The organism is Brevibacterium sp. UCMA 11754, from assembly GCF_021532275.1.
Taxonomy (GTDB): Bacteria; Actinomycetota; Actinomycetes; order Actinomycetales; family Brevibacteriaceae; genus Brevibacterium.
In genome coordinates this window covers 389615-411653 of the sequence record NZ_JACBOT010000021.1, presented here as the reverse complement: position 1 = coordinate 411653, position 22039 = coordinate 389615, and the positions used below count along the sequence as shown (strand labels likewise).

The 22039-nt window shown below is 63.4% G+C and carries 21 protein-coding genes; 11 read left to right on the top strand and 10 right to left on the bottom strand.

Annotated features, from left to right (window positions below; translation table 11 throughout):
* Positions 1-16 precede the first annotated feature (16 nt).
* From HX613_RS10860 to HX613_RS10845, 4 genes are all read right to left on the bottom strand, one after another.
* Positions 17-529 (bottom strand): GyrI-like domain-containing protein, encoded by a 513-nt coding sequence (locus HX613_RS10860; protein ID WP_235345337.1) that lies wholly within the window; start codon positions 527-529, stop codon positions 17-19.
* Between the two features lie 179 nt (positions 530-708).
* Positions 709-1383 (bottom strand): anthranilate synthase component II, encoded by a 675-nt coding sequence (locus tag HX613_RS10855; protein ID WP_235345336.1) that lies wholly within the window; start codon positions 1381-1383, stop codon positions 709-711.
* Positions 1380-1553 carry a hypothetical protein gene (locus HX613_RS10850; RefSeq protein ID WP_186293079.1) on the bottom strand — a complete coding sequence of 58 codons (174 nt, stop codon included), beginning with the start codon at positions 1551-1553 and terminating at the stop codon, positions 1380-1382. The genes HX613_RS10855 and HX613_RS10850 overlap by 4 nt, the downstream gene beginning before the upstream one ends.
* Before the next feature lie 2 nt (positions 1554-1555).
* Complete coding sequence (locus HX613_RS10845) at positions 1556-2659, bottom strand: class E sortase (RefSeq protein ID WP_235345335.1); 1104 nt, start codon at positions 2657-2659, stop codon at positions 1556-1558.
* Between the two features lie 380 nt (positions 2660-3039).
* On the opposite strand from HX613_RS10845, the gene HX613_RS10840 reads away from it, so the two are divergent.
* Complete coding sequence (locus tag HX613_RS10840; protein WP_235345334.1) at positions 3040-3918, top strand: cell division protein CrgA; 879 nt, start codon at positions 3040-3042, stop codon at positions 3916-3918.
* A gap of 416 nt (positions 3919-4334) precedes the next feature.
* On the opposite strand, the gene HX613_RS10835 is transcribed toward HX613_RS10840, so the two are convergent.
* The gene (locus HX613_RS10835; protein ID WP_235345333.1) at positions 4335-5042 is read right to left on the bottom strand and encodes a rhomboid family intramembrane serine protease; all 708 of its coding nucleotides are present in this window, start codon (positions 5040-5042) and stop codon (positions 4335-4337) included.
* A gap of 90 nt (positions 5043-5132) precedes the next feature.
* Positions 5133-5672, bottom strand: a complete 540-nt coding sequence (locus tag HX613_RS10830) for a peptidylprolyl isomerase (protein ID WP_235345330.1) — start codon at positions 5670-5672, stop codon at positions 5133-5135.
* A 172-nt stretch (positions 5673-5844) separates the two neighbouring features.
* On the opposite strand from HX613_RS10830, the gene HX613_RS10825 reads away from it, so the two are divergent.
* Positions 5845-6693 (top strand): hypothetical protein, encoded by an 849-nt coding sequence (locus HX613_RS10825; protein ID WP_235345329.1) that lies wholly within the window; start codon positions 5845-5847, stop codon positions 6691-6693.
* A gap of 130 nt (positions 6694-6823) precedes the next feature.
* Here the strand turns inward: HX613_RS10825 and HX613_RS10820 are convergent, their stop codons facing one another.
* Entirely contained in the window at positions 6824-8050 is a 1227-nt protein-coding gene (locus HX613_RS10820; RefSeq protein WP_235345328.1) for an MFS transporter, read from the bottom strand.
* Between the two features lie 102 nt (positions 8051-8152).
* The gene (gene argS / locus HX613_RS10815; protein WP_235345326.1) at positions 8153-9877 is read right to left on the bottom strand and encodes an arginine--tRNA ligase; all 1725 of its coding nucleotides are present in this window, start codon (positions 9875-9877) and stop codon (positions 8153-8155) included.
* Between the two features lie 80 nt (positions 9878-9957).
* On the opposite strand from argS, the gene HX613_RS22660 reads away from it, so the two are divergent.
* Positions 9958-13287: a S41 family peptidase gene (locus HX613_RS22660; protein WP_235345325.1), complete on the top strand. Its 3330-nt coding sequence runs from the start codon at positions 9958-9960 to the stop codon at positions 13285-13287.
* A 217-nt stretch (positions 13288-13504) separates the two neighbouring features.
* Here the strand turns inward: HX613_RS22660 and HX613_RS10805 are convergent, their stop codons facing one another.
* Positions 13505-14131 carry a hypothetical protein gene (locus tag HX613_RS10805; RefSeq protein ID WP_235345324.1) on the bottom strand — a complete coding sequence of 209 codons (627 nt, stop codon included), beginning with the start codon at positions 14129-14131 and terminating at the stop codon, positions 13505-13507.
* Positions 14132-14377: 246 nt separating this feature from the next.
* On the opposite strand from HX613_RS10805, the gene HX613_RS10800 reads away from it, so the two are divergent.
* From HX613_RS10800 to HX613_RS10780, 5 genes are all read left to right on the top strand, one after another.
* A complete protein-coding gene (locus HX613_RS10800; RefSeq protein ID WP_235345323.1) occupies positions 14378-15205 on the top strand; it encodes an enoyl-CoA hydratase-related protein in 828 nt (275 codons plus the stop codon).
* Positions 15206-15251: 46 nt separating this feature from the next.
* Positions 15252-16397: an acyl-CoA dehydrogenase family protein gene (locus tag HX613_RS10795; RefSeq protein WP_235345322.1), complete on the top strand. Its 1146-nt coding sequence runs from the start codon at positions 15252-15254 to the stop codon at positions 16395-16397.
* A gap of 87 nt (positions 16398-16484) precedes the next feature.
* On the top strand, positions 16485-17231 hold the full coding sequence (locus HX613_RS10790; protein ID WP_235345321.1) for an SDR family NAD(P)-dependent oxidoreductase: 747 nt from the start codon (positions 16485-16487) through the stop codon (positions 17229-17231).
* Between the two features lie 69 nt (positions 17232-17300).
* Positions 17301-18998 carry an AMP-binding protein gene (locus HX613_RS10785; protein ID WP_235345320.1) on the top strand — a complete coding sequence of 566 codons (1698 nt, stop codon included), beginning with the start codon at positions 17301-17303 and terminating at the stop codon, positions 18996-18998.
* Positions 18988-19638, top strand: a complete 651-nt coding sequence (locus tag HX613_RS10780; RefSeq protein WP_235345319.1) for a TetR/AcrR family transcriptional regulator — start codon at positions 18988-18990, stop codon at positions 19636-19638. Before HX613_RS10785 ends, HX613_RS10780 begins: the two co-directional genes overlap by 11 nt.
* A gap of 34 nt (positions 19639-19672) precedes the next feature.
* Here HX613_RS10780 and HX613_RS10775 read toward each other — a convergent pair whose 3' ends face one another.
* On the bottom strand, positions 19673-20425 hold the full coding sequence (locus HX613_RS10775; protein ID WP_235345318.1) for a pyrimidine reductase family protein: 753 nt from the start codon (positions 20423-20425) through the stop codon (positions 19673-19675).
* 153 nt (positions 20426-20578) lie between these two features.
* Here HX613_RS10775 and HX613_RS10770 point away from each other — a divergent pair, with 153 nt between their 5' ends.
* The 3 genes from HX613_RS10770 to HX613_RS10760 are packed head-to-tail and all read left to right on the top strand — an operon-like array spanning position 20579 to position 21980.
* Entirely contained in the window at positions 20579-20944 is a 366-nt protein-coding gene (locus tag HX613_RS10770) for a DUF488 domain-containing protein (RefSeq protein ID WP_235345317.1), read from the top strand.
* Between the two features lie 59 nt (positions 20945-21003).
* Positions 21004-21573, top strand: a complete 570-nt coding sequence (locus HX613_RS10765; protein ID WP_235345316.1) for a DinB family protein — start codon at positions 21004-21006, stop codon at positions 21571-21573.
* Positions 21574-21623: 50 nt separating this feature from the next.
* Positions 21624-21980 carry a VOC family protein gene (locus HX613_RS10760; RefSeq protein WP_235345314.1) on the top strand — a complete coding sequence of 119 codons (357 nt, stop codon included), beginning with the start codon at positions 21624-21626 and terminating at the stop codon, positions 21978-21980.
* The last annotated feature ends 59 nt before the right edge of the window (positions 21981-22039 follow it).

Below are 22039 nucleotides of genomic sequence, written 5' to 3'. Positions count from 1 at the left end.
GCCCCAGTTCGTCTTGTCAGGACAGAGTGAGGAAGAGGTCGGTGCGCAGATCCGCCGGGTCCATATCGGGGTTCGGCTCTGTCACGTAGACCTCGAAGAACGGCAGGTCCGGGTGGTGTCCGGCGTCGACGACCGCCTTCATCAACCCCGCCCAGGCCTCGCCCAATCCGTCATATCCACCGGTATGGGTCAGTGCGGCGATCGACCCGCCGGGCAGCTGGGACGGGATCGCGATAAGGTCTTCGCCCAGAGGCAGGGCCTGCTTCAGCCCCGAGGTGAGCGGAAGGCCGATCTCCAGGTCGACGGTGTCGCTGGGTTGGCGCGTGTACAGCGCGAATGCGGGACCAGCGATTTCCTGCTCAGCCTCGGCCAGGGCAGGGAACAGCCCGGAGAAGGCGGCGTCGAAGTGGGTTGGAAGGTCCTCCATGGCGACATTCCTGACCTCTACGACGGCGGTGGGGACCGACGTCGCCTCGAACACGGTGAGTTCGGGGAATGGTTCGCTCCGGTTGATACTCGACTCTGACATCAGTGGGTCCTCTCGGTGTGTCTCACGATCCTAATATGCCGAGTAGGGCCACAGGAAGAGTCTGAGCGCGATTGCTTAGTCGAAACAGCCGCCTCAGCAGCCGTCTGAGCCGAAGCAGCCGTCTGAGCCGAAGCAGCCGTCTGAGCCGAAGCAGCCGTCTGAGCCGGAGTGGCGGCCGCTTAGGCCGGAGTGGCGGCCGGGACGGGCTTCGCCGCGATCGCCGAGGCCATCGGAGACATCGCGGCAGCCCGAGCGGCGGCACCGTCGATGCCACAGACCTCGAGCCAGTTGCCCAGCATCAGGTAGCCGCATTCCGTGAGCACGGATTCCGGGTGGAACTGAACACCGAACAATGGCTGCTCACGGTGTTCGATGGCCATCACGACCCCATCATCGGTGCGGGCGGTGACCAGGAACTTCTCGAGATCGATGGTCTCATCAACGATCGCCAGCGAGTGATAGCGGGTCACGGTCAGCGGGTTCTTGCAGCCGAAGAAGATGCCCTGACTGTCGTGGGTGATGACCGAGGTCTTTCCGTGCATGAGCACCGGCGAGTGGGTCACTGTGGCGCCGAAGACCTCTCCCAGCGCCTGATGGCCCAGGCAGACTCCGAACACCGGGGTGCCAGACGTCTCCGCCCAGGCGATGAGGTCCGGGCACACTCCCGATTCGGCCGGCACTCCCGGACCCGGTGACAACAGGACACCGTCGTACTCCGATGCCAGGGTCACGACAGCCTCGGCGCTCAGATCGTCATTGCGGATGACGTGAGTCTCGGCTCCGAGCTCACGGACGTAGGACACGAGCGTGTAGACGAAGCTGTCATAGTTGTCGACGACGAGGATCTTTGTCATTGGCCACCGCTTCCATCAGTCACAGTTGCGTTGTTGAAGGGCATGTAGGGGGCGACGACCGGGAAGACGTACTGCATGAGCAGCAGCACCACGGCCGCGATGAGGATGAGGGCGAAGATGAGTTTGATGAACCAGTTGCCCGGAAGCAGTCGCCAGATCAGACCGTACATTCTCAGGCACCACCGTTCTTGCTGACCTTGTCGTAGGCTTTCGAGTCCTTGATGTTCTCCGGTGCACCGTCGCCGGCCGGAGTCCAGTCGGTGAGCTCGGCGTAGGCGACGTAGCGCTCTCGGGCCGAGAACATCGGGTTGCAGGCTGTCATCGTGAGGATCCGGTCCTTGCCCTTGAATTTCGGTTCGTTGGGGACCGGTGCGAGCACCTCGACTGCATCGGGGAGGATGATGTCGAAGTTGCGGAACGTATAGGTGTAGAAACCGTCCTTGGTCTGGACGATGATCTCATCGCCGGGACGCAGCTTCGCGATCTGGTTGAGCGGTTTGCCGTAGGTGACGCGGTGGCCGGCGATCGAGAAGTTGCCGACTTCGCCCGGCATCGCGGAGTTCGGGTACCGACCCACGCCCATCCGGTTGAGGACGGGTTCGAGATCGACACCCTCGGCGACCGTGCGGTAGTAGTCGTCGCCGAAGCGCGGAATGTAGAAAATGCCGAACGCTTCGTTCTTCCCCACCGGATCCGCCACGACAGGTTCGTCCGGATCCTCCGGAAGCTCGTTGGGGTCCTGGTTCTGCCAGTCATCGGTGAGCTGGTCGGCCAGCACCTCGTTGTCGCGGTTGGCTTCGATATCGGTCCACCACAGCTGCCAGACCACGAACAGGATGAGAACCATTCCGGCGGTGATGCAGAGTTCGCCGAAGGTGCGGATGGTGCCGCGAACTGGGCCCAGCGGCTCACGCTCCGGCTTCTGCCTCCGACGATTGGTGCGGCGACCTCCGTCGTTGTGTCCGCCGTCGTTCTGTGCGCTGTAGTTCTGTGCGCTGTTGTTCGCAGCGCCCGCGCCTGCACCCGCATGGGCGCCGAGGTTGGGGTCCGTTCCGCTGCTGACCGCGGGCATTACCTGAGTCGAGTCCGAGTAACCGAGTGGCGCATCGGAGTAGACGGCGGTCGGACCCCCGTTGGCGGCCGCAGCTTCAGCCTCGCGACGTCGGAGTTCACGGCGGCTGGGAAGTGGTTGATCGGTCGCTGAAAGCGAGCCGGATCCTGGGTTCGATCCTGCGCCCGAATTCGGAGCCCCGCCGAGGTCGGGTGCGGGGGTCATGGGCTCTGTGGACGGGTTCGCTTCGTAACCGCTGTATCCGCCCTGTGACTGGTGTCGTTCATTGGCCGGGTGATGCGAGGAGTTCTGCCTCTGAGCAGGACGAATAGTGGGTCGCGATGACGCGTCTGCGTCTGATTCGTTACCCGAGAAGGGACCATTCACCACTGCTGCACCGTGCCTATTGTTTCGAATCCGAGGCTCGCCCAGAGGACAAGCGGGGACACCGTATTGCACTTTATCGCATGAAACTGCACAAACAGGTCGTTCTCAGGGTAGTTGGAGTTTTTAAAACTGCCGGATGTCACGAGTAGACTGATGTCCGATTGTCCCTATTCATCAATCGGTGACCTCAGCAATGGTCGGCCGTATAAGGAGTACTCGTGGCCAAGTCCAACGGACGGACCCAGCGCCCCCAGCGCACTTCTCGCAACTCGTCGAAGGCCAATGTCGAAACCAAGACCCAGCCGAACGACGATGTCGAGGCAGTAGAGGACTCGCAGGTCGAGCAGACGGAGGACCTGGGGGACGAGAGCCTCGAGGGCGACCTCCTCAACCTGGATGAGTCCTCCGATAAATCCGACGTGGTGGCCGACGATGATGACATCGACGGCGACGCTGAAGCTGCCGACGCCGAGGCTGCCGACGGTGACGCCGACGCCTCCACTGTCGGCGACGACAACGCCGCAGATGACGACAACACTGCAGATGACGAGACGGCCAAGAAGTCCACGGCAGCCGCCACCGGCAAGAAGTCCACATCGAAGGGCTCCGGAGCCAAGAAAGCTGCCGCCGCTGATAAGGCTGATGCAGCCGACACAGCCGACGAGTCCACCGCCGACGCCAAGAAGACTGAGAAGTACGAGAAGGTCGACAAGGCAGCCAAGGTCGACAAGGACAGCAAGTCTGCCGAGAAGAGCGAGACCACCAAGGGTGCCTCCGCTAAGGGCTCATCGGCTAAGGGGGCTGGTGCCAAGGGGTCATCGACCAAGCGCACCTCGCGTTCGGGCAATCCGGCCAAACGCCCCCAGGGTCGCAAGACCGCCTCTTACACCTCGCAGTCCGGTCAGCAGACGATCAAGCCGAATCCTCGCTGGTTCCTGCCGGTGCTCATCGGCCTCCTGCTCATCGGCCTGATCTGGCTCGTGACCTTCTATGTCTCGCAGGGAGCGTTCCCGGTCGAGGCTTGGCAGAACTGGAACATCCTCATCGGCTTCGCCTTCTTCGTCGCGGGGCTGATCATGTCCACGCGCTGGAGGTAGTCGCCAGGCACCGCACCACGCTTGCTCCGAATGGCGGGACGGGGGTTGCGTCGACAACCGGGTGTACGCACCCGCAAGTCGACGCGGCCCCCGTTTTTCGTTGGCGTTCCCGTCCTCAGCCCATGCCCCCACGGCGGTCACCTGCGGGTGGAGTGCTGGCTCGCTATTGACGTTTCAACTGCCTCGACTGGCTCTTGTCCACAGGGACGAAGTTATACCCAAGCCGGGAATGTCGCTTGTGCATAACTTATTTTGGGCTTGTGACCTGGCGAAATACACGCATGTAAGTTATCCACCATGTGGATAAAGGTTGTGGACAACTAGATTCAGTCCGCGAAGACGCCAATTATTCACGGAAGTCTGATATAAGCCTGAGAGTCATTGCGCGCACCTGTGTGGGTGGTCAGCGGTGCTCTTCACATGGCCGCGATCTGCCAGACGTCGTTGATCTGCCAAGCGCTGGCGGCGAGCATCAGGAGAAGCAGCCCGAGGGCCGCGAGTGCGAACATCAGTCTCGACTGCTTCTTCGGCACCAGCAGAGCACCGCAGCCGAGCACGAAACCGGCGATGAGTCCGCCGAGGTGGGCCTGCCAGGACACTCCTGCTACGAGGAATCCGTATCCGAAGTTGAGGGCAACGAACAGCACGACCCCCGTGATGTTGCGGTCGAGCTTCCGGGTCGGCACCAACAGCACGCCGACGATCGCAAAGACCGCACCGGAGGCTCCGATGTTGTTCGTCACCCAATCCACAGAGAACGGCTTCGCGAGAACGAGGACCATGACTGATCCACCGATCGCTCCCAGCAGATAGAGGACGAGGAATCGCCAGCGGCCAAGAGCCCGCTCGACGAATGATCCGAAGAAGAACAGGCCGATCATATTGGCCAGGAGATGGAACGGTGAGGGCTGTTCGTGCACCAGGGCCACCGTGAGAACCCGCCACGGCTGTTCGAGCACGAGCGCGGGTACGAAGCTCAGCCGATGGGTCAGATCCAGACTGGGCAGCAGTTGGGACAGGAAGACCACGCCCGTGAGGATCATGATCACACTGGTGACCAGCGGAGGGGTCACAGAAAGGGCCCGGCCGGTCTCCCGGGCCGAGCCCTCCTGAGGTGTGTCCATCACACCATGGTACTCAGTTCAGTGAGTCTCAGTTCAGTGAGTCTCAGTACCCCAGGACAGCAGGTACCGATGCTCACCGGCGAATCGGAGTCAGCCGTTGATGTCGACCGATTCCAGGACGACTGGTTCGACCGGCTTGTCCATGGCAGCAGTGCGGACGTTGTTGATCTCGTCGACGACCTTCTGCGAAGATTCGTCGGCGACCTCGCCGAAGATGGTGTGCTTGCCGTTGAGCCATGGGGTCTCGGCAGTCGTGATGAAGAACTGCGAGCCGTTGGTGCCGCGTCCCATCTGCTTGCCGGCGTTGGCCATGGCCAACAGGTACTTGCGATCGAACTGGAGTTCCGGGTGGATCTCATCATCGAAGGTGTAGCCCGGGCCGCCGGTGCCGGTGCCCAGCGGGCAACCGCCCTGGATCATGAAGTCCGAGATGATGCGGTGGAAGTTGAGGCCGTCGTAGAAGGGGCGCTTGGTGGGTTCGCCGGTGGCAGGGTCGGTGAATTCGCGCTCACCCTTGGCCAGTTCCACGAAGTTGGCAACAGTCTTCGGCGCGTGGTTGCCGAAGAGGTTGATGGTGATGTCACCATGGTTGGTGTGCAGGACTGCTGTATGCGTAGAAGCTGTATTCATAGGGCCATTCTTCCACGCGCCGGGGGCTTCCGCAGATTCCGACGGCTCAGTTTGCAGACTCTGTCAGCGTTTCTGCAGGCAATTTCATGACGGGGTGATGCCCGGTGGCTTGCACCTAGGCCGTAGACTGAGACTGATCAATTGACCCCGACAAAGAGGATTGGGAATGTTCATGTCGAAGAAGTCAGCTCGAGATCCGTTCACTTCGAAGCTCGATTCCGCGAAGAAGACGTCACTCCGAGTCCTGGCCGATGCCAGCGGGGCCGCAAGTCCAAAACTCCGCGAAGCCGCTGACAAGGCACGCCCTCAGGTCGAGGCGCTTGCAGAGAAGGCTCGGCCGCAGGTCGAAGCACTGGCCGATCGCGCCGAGGATCTTGCCGTCAAGGCCCGCCCTCAGGTCGAAGCATTCGCCGATAAGGCGAATGACCAGGTTCACGCCTGGGCGGACAAGCTCGATGCCTACCGCCCCGAGGCCACCGAACGTGCCGGCAAGTTTGCGACCAACGCCGCCAACTCGCTTGCAGCCGTTGAGACCCCCCAGCTTGTCGACGATCTCGCTGTGCGCCTGACCGGCGACAAGAAGGCCGTGAAGAAGGCCCGCAAGGCACTCACCAACGCCGGAAAGCGAATCCAGAAGGACACCGCACGCAAGTCCGGTGGCGGCAAGGCCGCAGTCGTGTGGACCTTGGTCATCGGCTCGGCAGCCGGAATCGGCTACTACGTGTGGAAGAAGGCACAGCCGGTCGAGGACCCATGGTCGACACCGCTGCCCAACAACCGTCCGGAAGATGCTCGTCCGGTGGGCTCGACCCCCGCGTCCCGCCAGGGAACAGCACCCGAGGTCTCGCAAGCCGCAGTGCCCGAGTCGAAGACTGCCGAGGCCACCGCCACGGCAGCACCGACTCCGAAGCCTGCAACCGAGGCCAAGGACACCAAGGCAACGCCGGCGACCATCGTCAAGCCTGCCGAGGATTCGAAGTCAGCCGCCGAGACGGTGGAAGACAAGAACGCCAAGCACTGATCTGTCCGGAGAGGTCGACTGACATGGTCAACTGACCGGCCGATCGACCAACCCAGACAGAGAGAACGGCTCCCGCCGCTGAAGTTCGCTCACGTGAAGACGTGAGAACAACAGCGGCGGGAGCCGTTCGTCATTCACCCAGAACCTCACGCTTGTTGGCCGGCCCACCACCCCGGAAGTGACCTGAGATGCGGACCGCCAGCAGCCCCGCGATCGTGAAGGCAAGTGTCGCTGCGAGGATGAGCAGAATCGGGGCCGTCCACCCATCGGTGACATTGCCCAGCCAACCTGCGAACGGCGGGGCCAACGTGGCTGCGAGGTAACCGCCGCCCTGCACCCGGGCCGAGGCAGAGGCCGTTTCTCGGTCGCTTCCAGCGGTGCGGGCGATGATGGAGAAGATCGCGGTGAATCCGCCGCCTTGGGCGATTCCGCCGGTGATCGACCACAGCACGTATGAGCTCGGAGCGAGCAGCAACCCTGTCGGGAGCGAGAGCCACAGCGCAGCGATGATCGCCACCGGCACCCAGGGCTTGGTTCTGGCCGCCAGCAGCGGCACCCCGAATGCTCCGAGGATGGCAGCGATCTGGAACAGTGAGGCGGTGCCGCCCGAGGCTGCCGAGTCCAGCCCTCCCGTGTCGGAGAGGATCGAGGGCAGCCACGTGGTGGTCGTGTAGTAGGCAATCGACTGTCCGCTGAAGGTGATCACGAGCAGTGCGATGATGGCACGGAATTCGGGAGGTGCCTCGCGCCAAGGACGACGTGCCGGTGTGGGTGCAGGTGACGTAGGCACATCCGCCGAGGCTGCGAGGATCGCCTTGCGTCGGATCCGCAGTCGGATCACGCACAGCCAGTAGAAGAGTCCGATCACGGCCAGAGCGCCCCAGATGGCCACGGCCCACCGCCACCCGACTGCTGCAGCCAGGGGACCCGTGCCGAGCAGGGTGATCATGGAGCCGACATTCATTGTGGCCGAGTACAGGCCCGTCACCATCGACACCTGGCTCCATGGGACTTCGCGCCGGATGATCACCGGCACGGCGATATTGCCCAGAGCGATGGCGAAGCCGATGATTCCGGTGCCCGCGAGCACGAGCCAGGGCGGACCGAGCGAGCGCAGCACGGTTCCGAGAAGCACACCGGTGAGGCAGGACAGCACCGTCGCCTCCGCACCGAAGCGTCCGATGGTCTTCCCCGCAACAGGGGTGACGAGGGCGAACAGCAGCACCGGCAGACCGGTGAGGAGGCCCACCCCGGCAGAGCTCAGCCCGGTGTCGTCCTGAATGTCACCGAGGACGGCGGTCGGGGCGATGATCGGTGCCCGCAGGTTGAGGGCGAGGATGACGATGCCGACGATCATCCACGGCAGCATGCGACGGACGGCGGGCTGGTCAGACGTGGTAGCTCCTGGAGTGTTGCGGCAGTTCGGACGGCACCCGCCAGGGTGTGAAGCGCAGCAGTGCTACATCCGTTCGGGCACGCGGATGCCCAGGACGCCGAGGCCGGCCTCAAGCACCTCGAGGACCGTCTGGCTCAGACGCAGCCGGGAATCGCGCACCTCGACGGATTCGGCGATGAGGACCGGGCACTGCTCGTAGAACGAGGTGAACGACTGGGCGAGGTCGAAGAGGTACGTGCACAGTCGGTGCGGCGTGGAGCCGGCGACCACCTCGGCGAGGACATCGGAGAACCCGAGGATCGCCAGAGACAGGTCACGTTCGGCAGCCTCGCCGAGGTGGATCGGCGCAGTCGTGAACGCATCCCCGTCCGCCTTGCGCAGGATCGAGCGGATCCGGGCTCCGGCGTACTGAAGATAGGGTGCGGTGTTGCCGATCGGGGCGAGCATCCGGTCGAGGTCGAAGGTGTAGCTCGTGTCGTGGGCGACGGAGAGGTCGGCGTACTTCACGGCGCCGATGCCCACGATCTGTGCGACCTCGGCTTCCTCTTCGGGGCTGAATTCGGCGTTCGACTCCTGCAGTGTGGCCTTCGCGCGGGCGACGGCCTCATTGAGGAGTTCGGCCAACCGCACGGGGGCACCGCTGCGGGTACGCAGGATCTTCCCGTCGTCACCGAGCACGTTGCCGATCTTCACGTGCTCGACCGCAACCTCCTCTGGCAGCCAGCCGGCGGCTCGAGCGATGGAGAAGACCATTTCGAAGTGCATGGCCTGCGGAGTGCCGACGACGTAGAGGGCACGATCTGCCCTGAGGGTGCGCACCCGATGACGGACAGCCGCGAGGTCCGTCGTGGCGTAGCCGTAGCCGCCGTCGGATTTGCGGATGATAAGCGGCAGAGGCTCGCCCTCACGGCCGGTGAAGCCCTCGGGGAAGACGCACAGGGCACCGTCGCTGATGCGGGCCAGGCCCCTCTCCTCGAGTTCGGCGCAGACCGCGGCAAGGTCATCGTTGTAGATGCTCTCACCTGCCAGGTCCTCATCGGTCAGGGTGACGTCGAGGAGTGAGTAGATGTGGTTGAAGTAGATCCGTGAGAACCCGATGAGGCGCTCCCAGAGTTCGAAGGTCTGCTCGTCGCCGCCCTGCAGCGCGACCACCCGGGCACGTGCACGGGTGGCGAAGGCCTCATCGCTGTCGAACTTCGCGCGCGCGGCCTGGTAGAAGGCATTCGGGTTGGCCGAGATGTCCTGGGCCGTCTCCGATTCGATGCCGACGTCGAGGAGGTGTTCGATGAGCATGCCGAAGGGAGTGCCCCAGTCGCCGATGTGGTTCTGGCGCACGACCGTGTTGCCGAAGTATTCGTGGGTCCGGGCCAGCGCGTCGCCGACGACGGTGGTCCGCAGGTGACCGACGTGCATCTCCTTGGCGACGTTGGGCGCCGAATAGTCGATGACGATCCGCGCTCCGCTCGTCTCTGACTCGACCTCGGTGGCGGTTCCCTGGTTCAGGGTCGATGCCAGGAACTCGGGGGTGAAGGTGAGGTTGATGAAGCCGGGACCGGAGATCTCCGGGGTCTCACAGATCCCCTCGAGATCGAGGTTGGCCACGATCGTGGTCGCGATGTCGCGCGGTTTGGACTTCAGCTCCTTCGCCAGGGGCAGGGCCACGTTGGCCTGGAAGTCGGCGAACTGGCTGCTCCTGATCACGGGGTCGCGTCGCGTGAAATCCTCGCCGAAGGACTGTTCGAGGGCGAGTGCGAAACGGTCGTTGAGAAGCGAAGTCAATGATGGCATGCCACCATTCTATTGGTCAGGGGCAGAGAGCACCGCATGGGCCGCGTCGCCTCGGCGCCCAAGCTTGTAATGTAGGTCACGTGACTTCGAATTCTTACCTCAGGTACCCGCACATCCACGGTGATCTCATCACCTTCACCGCCGACGACGACGTCTGGATCGCCCCCTCCGCAGGCGGGCGTGCATGGCGTCTGACCTCGGATCATGCCCCCGTCCGCAGTCCGCGGATCTCGCCGGATGGAACGCATATCGCCTATGTGTCCTTCCGCGATGGGCATCCTGAGCTCATGCTCGCCGAGGTGGCCTCCGGGTCCCTGCGAAGGCTGAGCTGGTTGGGTGGTTCGACGACGACGATGCTCGGTTGGGCCGATGAGCGCCATATTCTCATCGGGTCCAATGCCGGTGAGTTCGAGGTCCGCAATCATGTGGTGAAGTCCGTCGACCTCGACGGCAGCGTCGACCGCCTGTCACTGGGTCGTGCCTCGGGACTGGGCAGGCACCACTCGGGTGTCACCGCTCTGTCCACGCCGTTCTCTCGTCCGCCCGCACATTGGAAGCGCTATCGCGGCGGCACCGCGCCGAGGCTGTGGCTCGATCGCGCCGGTGATGCCTCCGGATCTGGTGCCCAGTGGCAGCGACTGCTGCGTGAGGAGACCGCGTCGCTGACCGACCCAATCTGGGTCGGTGACTCGCTGGTCTTCACCTCGGACCGTGCCGCCACCTTCCCGCATCATGCACATGAGCAGGCCAATCTCTGGATCTGGGACGGCCTGGCCACACAGACCCGGTCAGCCCACGGAGGCTCGGACCAGGCCGCGGCAGGTGAACCTCGACAGCTGACGTTCCAGACGGAGGCCGAGGGCTATGTCCGCGATGCCACTACCGATGGAACCCGCATCGTGTGGCACAGCCACGGTGAGATCCGGATCCTCGACAGCCTCGACGCGCAGATCAGAACCCTGAACGTGCAGCTTCCCGGAACCGGGGTGCAGCCGCTCAACATCGATCCCACCTCCAGCACTTTGAATATCGTCCCAGATCACAGCGGCAACGCATCGCTAGTGGAGTGGCGCGGAAAGACCTTCTGGCTGGCCCACCGCGAAGGTCCAGCGCGGGCGCTGTGTGCGGATTCGTCGATCCGCACCCGTGAACCCGACGTACTCGGACAGACCGGGCTCGCCGCCTACATCACCGATGTCGAAGGTGAGGACTCGATCGAGGTGCGGGCGGTCTCCGGCGACAAGCCACCTCGGCGTATCGGGGCTGGAGCCCTAGGACGTGTCCTCCACATGACGTCCGATCCGGCGGGGAAGACCTTGGCCACGATCTCCCACGATGGCAGCATCCGCCTCGTCGAGGTCGGCAATGGCAGGACTCGCCTGGTGGGCCATTCGGGCTTCGGTGAGGCCAGGACTCCCCGATTCTCCCCGGACGGCCGCTACCTCGTGTGGTCGCAGCCGACCCAGGGTGAGGAGATGCTGAACCGGCTGATGATCGTCGACACCAAGTCGGACCGTGAGGGTCAGGCGCTGACGAGTGGGAAGTTCAATGACTTCTCGCCGGCGTTCACCGCCGATGGCAAGTACGTCGCGTTCCTCTCGGATCGGACCTTCGACCCCTCCTACAATCAGCATTCTTTCGACCTGTCGTTCAACGGTGTGACCAGGCCGTGGCTGCTGCCGCTGAGTTCGACCGAGCCAGCACCCTTCGGGCCGAGCGCCAACGGGTGGGCGATCGCCGAGGTTACCGATGAGTCCTCGAAGGCTGACAAGGCGAAGGCTGAGAAGACCGTCGTCACCGCAGAGCTCGACCTGGCAGGAGCGGAGGAAAGGATCGTAGCGTTCCCAGTCTCCTCCGGTGTCTTCCGAAATCTGAAGTCGGCCGAGGGCGGCGTCCTGTGGATGCGCACCGGTGATGCCGAAGACGGTGAACTCGGCGACAAGCACTCCGGCGATGCCGGAGAGAAATCGGGCGAGGTGGTCCAGTTCTTCGACTTCGCCAAACGCAAGGTCTCCACCGTCGTCGACAAGGCCGATGACTATTCGGTGACCGGTGACGGCAAGCTCATCATCGTGACCAACGATGGTGACGTCGCAGTGCGACCGGCCACCCGCAAGGTCGAAGCCGATGACGACGATACGGTCTCAGTTGATCTCACCCGGCTGCGGTTCGAACTCGACCAGCGGGCCGAATGGCTGCAGATGTTCGAGGAGAACTCCCGCATCATGCGCGACCACTATTGGCGCGCGGACATGAACGGGGTGAACTGGGAAGGTGTGACCCTGCGTTGGCGTCGAGTCGCCGCCAAGGCGCTGAGCCATGACGACCTCGTCGACATTCTGTGGGAGACCGTGGGCGAGCTCAACACCTCACATGCCTACGTCTCTCCCTCCAGCCCGCCCGGTGACCAGTCGAAGAAGCTCGGCTTCCTGGGTGCAGATCTGGAACGGACCGTTCAGGGCTGGCAGATTGCCCGCATCCTGCCCGGTGAGAGCAGTGACCCGGCCGCCAGGTCACCGCTGCGCCAAGCCGGTGTCGGTGCCCGCGAAGGTGATCTCATCGTCGCCGTCAACGGTCAGTCCATCGACGAAGTCCGCGGCCCGGCAGCCCACCTGGTGGGAGCGGCGGACTCGATCGTCGAGCTCACTCTCCGGCGGGGACGCAAGGACCGTGTGGTCGCAATCATTCCTGTGGCGAACGAGGAGAAGCTGCGCTACCAGGACTGGGTCCGCTCCCGACGCGAGTACGTGGCGGAGAAGTCCGGTGGTCGAGTCGGCTATGTCCACGTCCCCGACATGATGGCCGGCGGTTGGGCTCAGCTCCATCGTGACCTGCGTCAGGCGATGTCTGCCGAGGGTGTCATCGCCGATGTCCGGTTCAATCGGGGCGGTCACACGAGTTCCCTGGTCGCCGAGCGATTCGCGGACAGGGTAATCGCCTGGAACGCCACCAGGAGTTACGACAGTATGCTTCCCGACCCGGAGGACACCCGCCGTGGCCCGGTCGCCTTCCTCGCAAACGAGTTCTCGGGCTCCGATGGTGACATCATCAATGCCCGCGTGCAGGCTAAGGGACTCGGCCCTGTCATCGGAGTCCGCACCTGGGGCGGAGTCGTCGGCATCGACGGTCGCTACGACCTCGTCGACGGCACCGGCGTGACGCAGCCACGCTACGCCTTCTGGCTCGAGGGCAAGGGCTGGGATGTCGAGAACTACGGCGTCGATCCCGACATCGAGGTCGAGCATGATCCCTCACAGCTGTTCAGTGAGGACGATCTGCAGCTCGACCGTGCCATCGCCGAGGTGCTCGCCGGCCTGGATGATACCCCCGCCGCCACGGCCCCGGACTTCCCGGCCCCACGAGTTCAGTCATCGCCGCAGGTCCAGGCACCGGGCGCGCCCACGGAGTAGAACCGGCGACGGAGCCAACCCTCCAACGAAGCACCAGGACCTGGGCTCCCCGAAGCAGTTCAGCCTCCGGCGCAATCTGCCCGTCATTGTGGGCTCGCGTTCGATTTCTCGCCTGGAATCGCACGCGAGCCGACAATGACGCTCACGCGGGTGCGTGGGACCGGGGGCGCGGTCGCTGTGGGCGCCGTGGCTGTGGTGGGCGCGGGGGTGCGCAACGTCAGCGGTCGTCGACGGCAACGAGCGCCCAGACGCCGAATGCCAGGAGCACAAATCCGGAGATGATCCCGCTGAAGATGGGGATGAACGCTGGGATCGAGGCGAAGAAGGCGATGAAGCCGGCAATGCCGCACAGGGTGACGACCGTGGCGAGAATATGGAACCGGTCGAGTTTGAACACGTGGCCGAGCGCATAGAAGTGGGTGCCGACGACGAACGCCACCCAGGCCACTCCGAGCTCGGGATGTCCTAAACCGCTCAGCAGTCGCGTGCCGCCGAAGAGCGCCAGCGCTTCGATCCCGACGATGATCCAGTAGCTGCGTCCGAAGGGAACGGTCCGACGCGATCCGGCCGCAGCCTGTCCCTCGGCGGATGCAACGGACTCAGCGTGCTCGGCGGACGCTGCCGACGACACCTCGGCGCGCTTCATGCGTCTCAGTGAACGAATCGCGAAGAACACGATGACGGCGAAGACCGCGATTCCCGTGACGAGGACGAGAATACGGCCCAGGGTCGAAAACGATGCGCTGTTGATGATGAGGAACACCAGGCCGAATGCTCCGCCGATGAGGGAGCCGATCTCCGCGCCGGCAGCCGGCTGCGGTCTGGTCTCACGGGGTTGAGTCATCACTGCCCTCTCGAGTGTGCACGGATCACGGGATTACGAGGATCGGTTCTACCATCACATTCTCGCACTCCGCACCGGGTGATCCCCCGAACCCGCAGTAGCAATAGGGTTTCACCACTCAGACTTCACCGACTCATGGGTATTGACCTCTGTACTGAACTCGTGTTCACTTATCGTGAACATACATTCATTTTCTTGCGGGATCGGCTGCCACCGCCCGAAGGACAACAGCTTGAGGAGGCAAAGATGCCAGATACACACGGATCCACGGCGCCTGCGCAGGAGTTCGCCGACATCCTCTACGAGGTCGAGGAGTCCTATGCGGTCATCACCATCAACCGCCCAGAGTCGTTCAATTCCTTCCGCTCACAGACAGTCGACGAGCTCATCGAGGCTCTGACTCTGGCTTGGGGCGATAGTCAAGTCCGCTCGATCATCCTCACCGGTTCCGGGCAGAAGGCATTCTGTGCGGGAGGGGACGTCAAGCAGAAAGCGAAGACCGGCGACTACGGTCCCAGCCGGTACGGGATGTTCCGCATCTCCGAACTCCACAAGACCATGCGATCCGTGCCCAAGCCCATCATCGCCGCCGTCAACGGCGTCGCCGTCGGCGGTGGCAATGTCCTCAACACGCTGTGCGACATCACGATTGCCGCCTCCCACGCCCGCTTCGGACAGGCCGGACCCAAGGTCGGGTCCTTCGACGCCGGCTACGGCACGGCGTTCCTGGCCCGAATCGTGGGTGAGAAGCGGGCTCGCGAGATGTGGTACTTCTGCGAACTCATCGACGCCCAGAAAGCCGAGATGTGGGGCCTGGCCAATGAGGTCGTCGAAGCCGAGCAGCTCATGCCCCGAGCCAAGGAACGAGCCCGAGCACTGGGTCTCAAGGCGCCGACCGCCCTGCGCTTCCTCAAGCAGTCGTTCAATGCCGACTCCGAGATGCAGACCGGTTTCACCAATCTGGCAATGAGCGCCCTCGACCTGTACGCGCACTCTCCCGAGTCGCATGAGGGCGCTGCCGCCTTCGCCGAGAAGCGCGATCCCGACTTCAGCAGCTTCGACAACGCGTACTGAACCGCAGGCAATCAGGCCGACCAGCCCACCAGAACAGAGGACCACAGTGGACTTCGCAATCACCCCAGAGGCCCAGTCGCTGCTCGACGCTGCAGCGAGCTTCGAGGAGCGCCTCATCTCCGAGGCACGTGACCGGGAGAATGCCGGGAAGATCGGCACCGATCTGACACTGGAGATGGGCGGTGCCGGTCTCATCGCCCCCGAACTCTCGCCCCACCTCGGCGGGCAGGGCCAGACGAAGGTGACAGCGGGACTGGTCACCGAGGCGATAGCTCGCGGCGACCTCAACGTGGCGTATCTGCAGGTGGTGGGCTCATTGATGGGTCAGGTCATCGCGCGCAATGCAAGCGCCGAGGTGGCCGAACACTATTGCCGCCTCATCACTTCCGGTGCCGAAACAGTGGCCATCGGCCTCTCCGAGCCCGACGCCGGCTCGGATGCCGGCAATCCCCAGAGCACCGCCAAGCGTGACGGTGGGGATTGGATCATCAACGGCACGAAATCGATGTCACTGGCGCTGACCTCGACGGCCACAGTCATCTTCGCGAGGACCGATCCGAACGCGAAACGAGGCAAGGGCATCTCCGCCTTACTCGTCGACCTCGATGCCCCAGGAGTCGCCCGCACCCCGATCACCGATATGGGACAGTCCGCGGTGGCCCGTGGCTCGGTGGAATTCACCGATGTCAGGGTCCCGGGCGATCACCTCCTCGGTGCGGAGGGAGCAGCGTTCTCCCAGGTCATGCAGGGCTTCGACTTCTCCCGTGCTCTCATCGGCCTGCAATGCACGGGCAGCGCCACCAGAGCGATCGAGGACGCCTGGGACTATGTGAAGGGCCGGGAGGCATTCGACCAGCCGCTGTCGAAGTTCCAGGGCGTCTCATTTCCCCTCGCCGAGGCGGAGACGAAGATGGCCGCCGCCAGGCTGCTGTGTCTGAACACTCTATGGCTCGGCGACGAAGGCCTGCCCCACACCTCACAGGCGGCGATGTGCAAGTGGTGGGCGCCCCTGGAGTCCTATCACGCCATCCATCAATGCCTCCTTCTGCACGGCCAGAACGGCTACAAGCAAGATCGAGACGTGGAGAAGCGCCTCCGGGACGTGCTCGGCATGCAGATCGGGGACGGGACCGCACAGATCATGAAACTCGTCATCGCCAGGGAGTCGGCCGGACGCGCCTTCGCCCCCTGACCAGCACTCATCTGGGCCAGCACACATCCGACAAAGGTAGCTGACCAGCACATCTGACAACATCACCATCCGAAGGGACCACACATCATGTCTGCACTGGACAATCGCATCATCATCGTCACCGGCGCCGCCTCCGGGATCGGCAAAGGCATCGCCACCCGCCTGGCCGCAGACGGAGCCACCATCGTCGTCGCCGACCTCGACGCGACGAAGTCACAGGAAACCGCCTCGGCGCTGGGAAATGATTCCATCGGCGTCGCCGTCGATGTCACCGATCGGGCCAGGGTCGATGCCATGACCGCCAAGGTGGTCGAGACATTCGGCCGCATCGACGTCCTCGTCAACAATGCCGGCTGGGACAAGGTCGAACCCTTCATGGACTCGACGGCCGAGACCTGGGACCGAGTCATCGCGATCAACCTGATCGGCACCCTCAACTGCACGCAGTCGGTCGCCTCCCACATGATCGCCGCCGAATCCGGGGCCGTGATCAGCATCGGCTCCGATGCCGGACGCGTGGGCTCGAGCGGTGAGGCCGTGTACTCGGCGGCCAAGGGCGGCATCATCTCCTTCTCCAAGACCTTCGCCCGCGAGGTCGCACGGCACAACATCACCTCCAACTGCGTGTGCCCGGGACCGGCCGACACCCCGCTGTTCGCTGAGATCTCCGAGGACAACCCGAAGCTGCGCACCGCACTGGAGAAGGCGATCCCCATGCGCCGCCTGGCACAGCCTGACGATCTGGCAAATGCCGTTGCCTTCTTCGCCAGCCCCGAATCCACCTACGTCACCGGTCAGACGCTCTCCGTCTCCGGCGGACTCACCATGGCCTGACCCTCTCCCACCGCGTCACCACAACGATCCACCATCACCGGCACGAGACCAGAGCAAAGGAGCCCTGACATGCCAACCCGATTCGACACGATCCTCACCGACTCCCTCATCGACAGGCACACCTCGACAGGTGCCTGGAAGAACAAGACGCTGCTCGATCATCTGGACCACTGGACGAGCGAGACTCCCGATTCTGTCGTGTCTCGAGACCCCTATGGAAGCCACACATACCGACAGCTCTCCGCCGACGCCGAGGCGTGTGCCAGGGCCCTCATCGACCTCGGTGTGCAACCGGGTGAGGTGGTGGGCATCCATCTGCCCAATTGGTACGAATGGTTGGTCATCCACCTCGGCGCTCTCAAGGCGGGGGCGATCACGAACGGTCTCATCCCCATCTACCGCGACCGCGAGATCGAATACATGGCAAAGAAGGCCGCAGTCACGGTTCTCTTCGTCCCCAACCGGTTCCGCAAGTTCGACTACCCGGATATGGTCGACCGTCTCAGGCACAAACTGCCTGATCTGCGGCATACGATCGTCCTCGACGCTCCCGGAGAAGATCCGTTCACCTCCCGCGAGGGCTTCGAACGATGGACGGACTTCCTGGATCGCGGGACCCGAGGCTCACCGGGGTCAGCTAGTTCGCCAGGTTCGGCCGAGGCAGCAACGAACATCGACTGGGAGACGCGCAGGCCCGATCCCAATGATGTCGGTCTGATCCTCTTCACCTCGGGGACGACAGGTGATCCCAAGGGGGTCATGCACACACACAATTCGGTGCTCTCCGCGTCACTGCCCTGGCCTGATCACCTGGGCCTCGGAAACGGCTCCGTCATCCACATGGCCTCGACCTTCGGCCATCTCACCGGGTACATGTACGGAGTCTGCCTGCCGCTGCTCATCGGCGGGACCGGCGTGTTCCAGGATGTCTGGAACGGCGAGGAGTTCGCGCGACTGATCGAAGAGTTCGGCATCGAGCACACTTCGGGCGCCACCCCGTTCCTGCACGATCTCATCGAGGCCGCCAAGACCACGGATCGTGATCTCTCGAGTCTGCGACACTTCTGCTGCATGGGCGCTCCGATTCCACGCGTCATGGTCCACGAGGCCAAAGAGCTGCTGCCCAACCTCAACGTCTTCGGCGGTTGGGGGCAGACCGAATGCGGACTGGTCACCATGACCACCCCCGGCGATTCCGATGACAAGGTAACGAGCACAGACGGTCGTGCGCTCGGCGATATGCAGGTGCGCATCGTCGATCCGCTCGGCGAACCGATCCCCGCCGGAACCGAAGGAAAGGTGCAGGTCAAGGGCCCGTTCCTGTTCGTCGGGTATCTCAGCGAACCGAAGCTCACCGACGAGGCCTTCGCCGGCGACTGGCTGGACACCGGCGATATCGCAGAGATGGACGTCGACGGCTTCATCAAGATCGGCGGTCGATCGAAGGACATCATCATCCGCGGTGGAGAGAACATTCCAGTCGCCTACGTCGAGAACATCATGTACGAGCATCCCGCCATCTCCCAAGTGGCGATCGTGGCGGTGCCCCACCCCCGCCTGCAGGAGATCGCGTGTGCAGTGGTCACACTGCGAGAAGGCCAAACGTTCACAATGGATGACCTGCGCGAATTCTTCGCCGCCAAGGGCGTGACCAAACACTATTGGCCGGAGACCCTGCAGTGCCTCGATGAGTTCCCGCGGACCCCGAGCGGTAAGATTCAGAAGTTCAAGCTGCGGGAGGAAGTGGTCAGCAGGCATGACAAGTGAGACTCAGGACGTCAACGCCGTAGTGCGCGGTGCTCGCGCGGAATTCCGTGAGAAGCAGATCGTCGATGCCGCCGTCGGCCTCATGCAGACGAAGGGCTCACATGCCGTGTCGATGCAGGCGATCGCCAAGTCTGCCGGTGTCAGCGTCGGACTGCTGTACAAGTACTTCTCGGATCGGGAGCAGATCGTGCTGGCCGCGATCACCCGGGTTCTCGAGGACTTCCGGCTGCGAGTGCCGGCGGCGATCGAGGCGACCGAGGATCCTGTGCATCGGATCATTGCGGCTTTCACCGAGTTCTGTCAGGTCGTCGATGACCATCGTCAGGCGGTCGTCCTGACCTATCAGACTTCCAGGGCGCTCTCACGCGCCGGACTGGCGTCCATCCAGTCGCAGGAGCTGGCCACTCTGCAGCCGCTCATCGATGTCGTCGCCGAGGCTGCCGACAAGGGTGACCTGCACGCGGTCGATGCGAGCACGCTCGGTCACAACCTCATGACCCTGGCTCATATGTGGGCCCTCAAACACTGGTACTTCCAGCAGACGCAGGTCAGTCTGAGCCAGTACATCGACCGGCAGGTTCGCACCGTGGTGCTGAGCAACCTCAGCGACGGCGCACGGAAGAGAGTGAAACTGAATTAGTGTCCGCTGCTCCCGTGGTGTCTCAGCCTGCCTCTCAAGCTGCAGGTTGATAGAGCAGATAGAGAAATCCGTCATCGGTGCCGTAGAGGGTCTTCAGTTCGAGTTCGACCGGTGGATCGAACTGGGCACCGCGCAGGATCCTCGTCTCGGTCCCGGCGACCAGAGTCGGGCTGCGGGTCAGACACAGTTCGTCGACGCCTTCTGCCTCCATCAGGTCGGTGAACAGTTGGGGTCCGCCCTCGCACACGATCCGGGCGAATCCACGCGACTGGAGTTCAGCGATCGCCGCGCTCAGGTCCACCGACGAATGACCGGCCACGATCACCTCGGCGACCTCAGCGGCCTGTGCACGTGCCTGAGCGGGTGCGTCTGCGCAGGTGATGAGGATGGTCCGCGCGGAGCGAGGCGCCTCGGTGAACAGCGAGGCTGAGAAATCGAGATCCAAACTGTGTGAGACCACCGCCATGGGTGCCGTGGGGCTGCGATTCTCACGCAGATGCCGCCATTGCGCATCGTCTTCAGCAGGACCGTAGACCTCGGTCCTGGCAGTGCCGGCGCCGACGAGGATGACATCTGCCAACGCCCGGTTGAGGGCGAACAGCTGCTTGTCGATGTCATTGCCGAGACCTCCGGCGTGACCGGCGATGCTCGCAGCCCCATCGACCGAAGCCACGAATACCGCGCGCACCCATTGGTCCACAGCGCGAGGAAATGCCAGGGCCTCCGGCAGGATCACGTCCTTCACCTGGTTGGGGAAGAGCCGATTGATCCTCGGAATCTCAGTCATCGCCACCTCGCATCAGAACATTGGCATTCAGGCGTTGAGTCTACTCGCGAACGGGTCACGACGGGGTCCGAGTCCTCCCTCCTTGCGCCAGAATTCCTCTGTCTTAGACTGAAATCAGCACCGCAGCTGCACCATAGAGCGAGGAGGACGATCATGTCAGAGAAGCATCAGGTCCAGGTTCGTCGGATCTACGATGATCCGGTCAACAGCGACGGCACTCGCATCCTCGTTGACCGCATCTGGCCGCGCGGGATCAGCAAGGACAAGGCCGAACTCGACGACTGGCTCAAGGACCTCGCGCCTTCGAGTGATCTGCGCACGTGGTACTCCCACGATCCCGATAAGTTCGAGGAGTTCTCCCGGCGCTACCGTGACGAGCTCAAAGACGATGACCATGCCGAGGCGCTCAAGCAGCTCAAGGACTACGCGAAGAAGGGCAAACTGACCCTCCTGACTGCGTCGAAGCGCGACGACATCAGCGACGCGATGGTGCTCAAACAAGTTCTGGATAAGAAATAGTCTCCGGCCGTCACAGCTGCGACACGACTAACCACACCAAGACAGGTCAGGGACATGACATGAGCGAAACAGAGCCAGATGCGCAGGGCACCGAGCCCGATACCGATGTCCAGCGCGATATCGAACCGGACACACGAGATTGGGCTGATGTGCTCGAGACCGGGTGCGCCGTATGCGGGTTCACCGGCGACGAGGATGTCACAGCGGTCCCCGACTATGTCTCGGCTTCCGCTGATGCCTGGAGTGAGGTGCTGACCAGTCCGAATGCCGGTGTTCGTGCCCGATCGGATCGCTGGTCGGATGTCGAGTACGCCGCCCATGTGCGCGATATCCTCGACCTGTTCCGCGAACGCACTTCGCTGATCGTCTCGCAGTCGACTCCGACCCTGCCGAACTTCGACGGCGACGCCGTAGCCATCGCATCCGACTACCGCCACCAGAATCCCGCCGAGGTGGCCCTTGACCTGAGAGCGGCAGCGCTGGCCTATGCGGCCGATCTGGCTCAGATCACCGACGAACAGTGGGAACGCACCGGGTACCGCTCCGATGGACGCGAGTTCACGGTGACCTCATTGACCCGCTATGGGTTGCACGAACTCAGGCACCACCTGCAGGATGTCGGTGTCTGAACCGGCATAGTGCCATTCACAGTCGAGTGTGGAGACATTAATCTGTGGACATGGGACTGGAATGGGAGCAGCTCGTCGTCGATGCCCACGATCCGCATGTGCTCGGCCACTGGTGGGCGGAGGCCCTCGGGTGGATTGTCATCTATGAGGACGAGGACGAAGTGGAGATCAGAGCCGAGGAACACACTCTCCCGGGCCTTCTCTTCGGAGTCGACCCGGAGACCAAGACCGTGAAGAATCGCCTTCACCTCGACTTCCGTCCCGAAGACCAGGCCGCCGAAGTGGATCGACTGCTCGCTCTCGGCGCCCGACGAGCCGAAGTGGGGCAGACCGAGGACGAACCCTGGGTTGTCCTGGCCGATCCGGAAGGCAACGAATTCTGCGTGCTCTCGTCTCGCAGGAAGTAGTGCGTGGGTTCATCGCAGGATTTTATCGGACCCTGTCTGCCTGACGCCTCCGGTGCCCG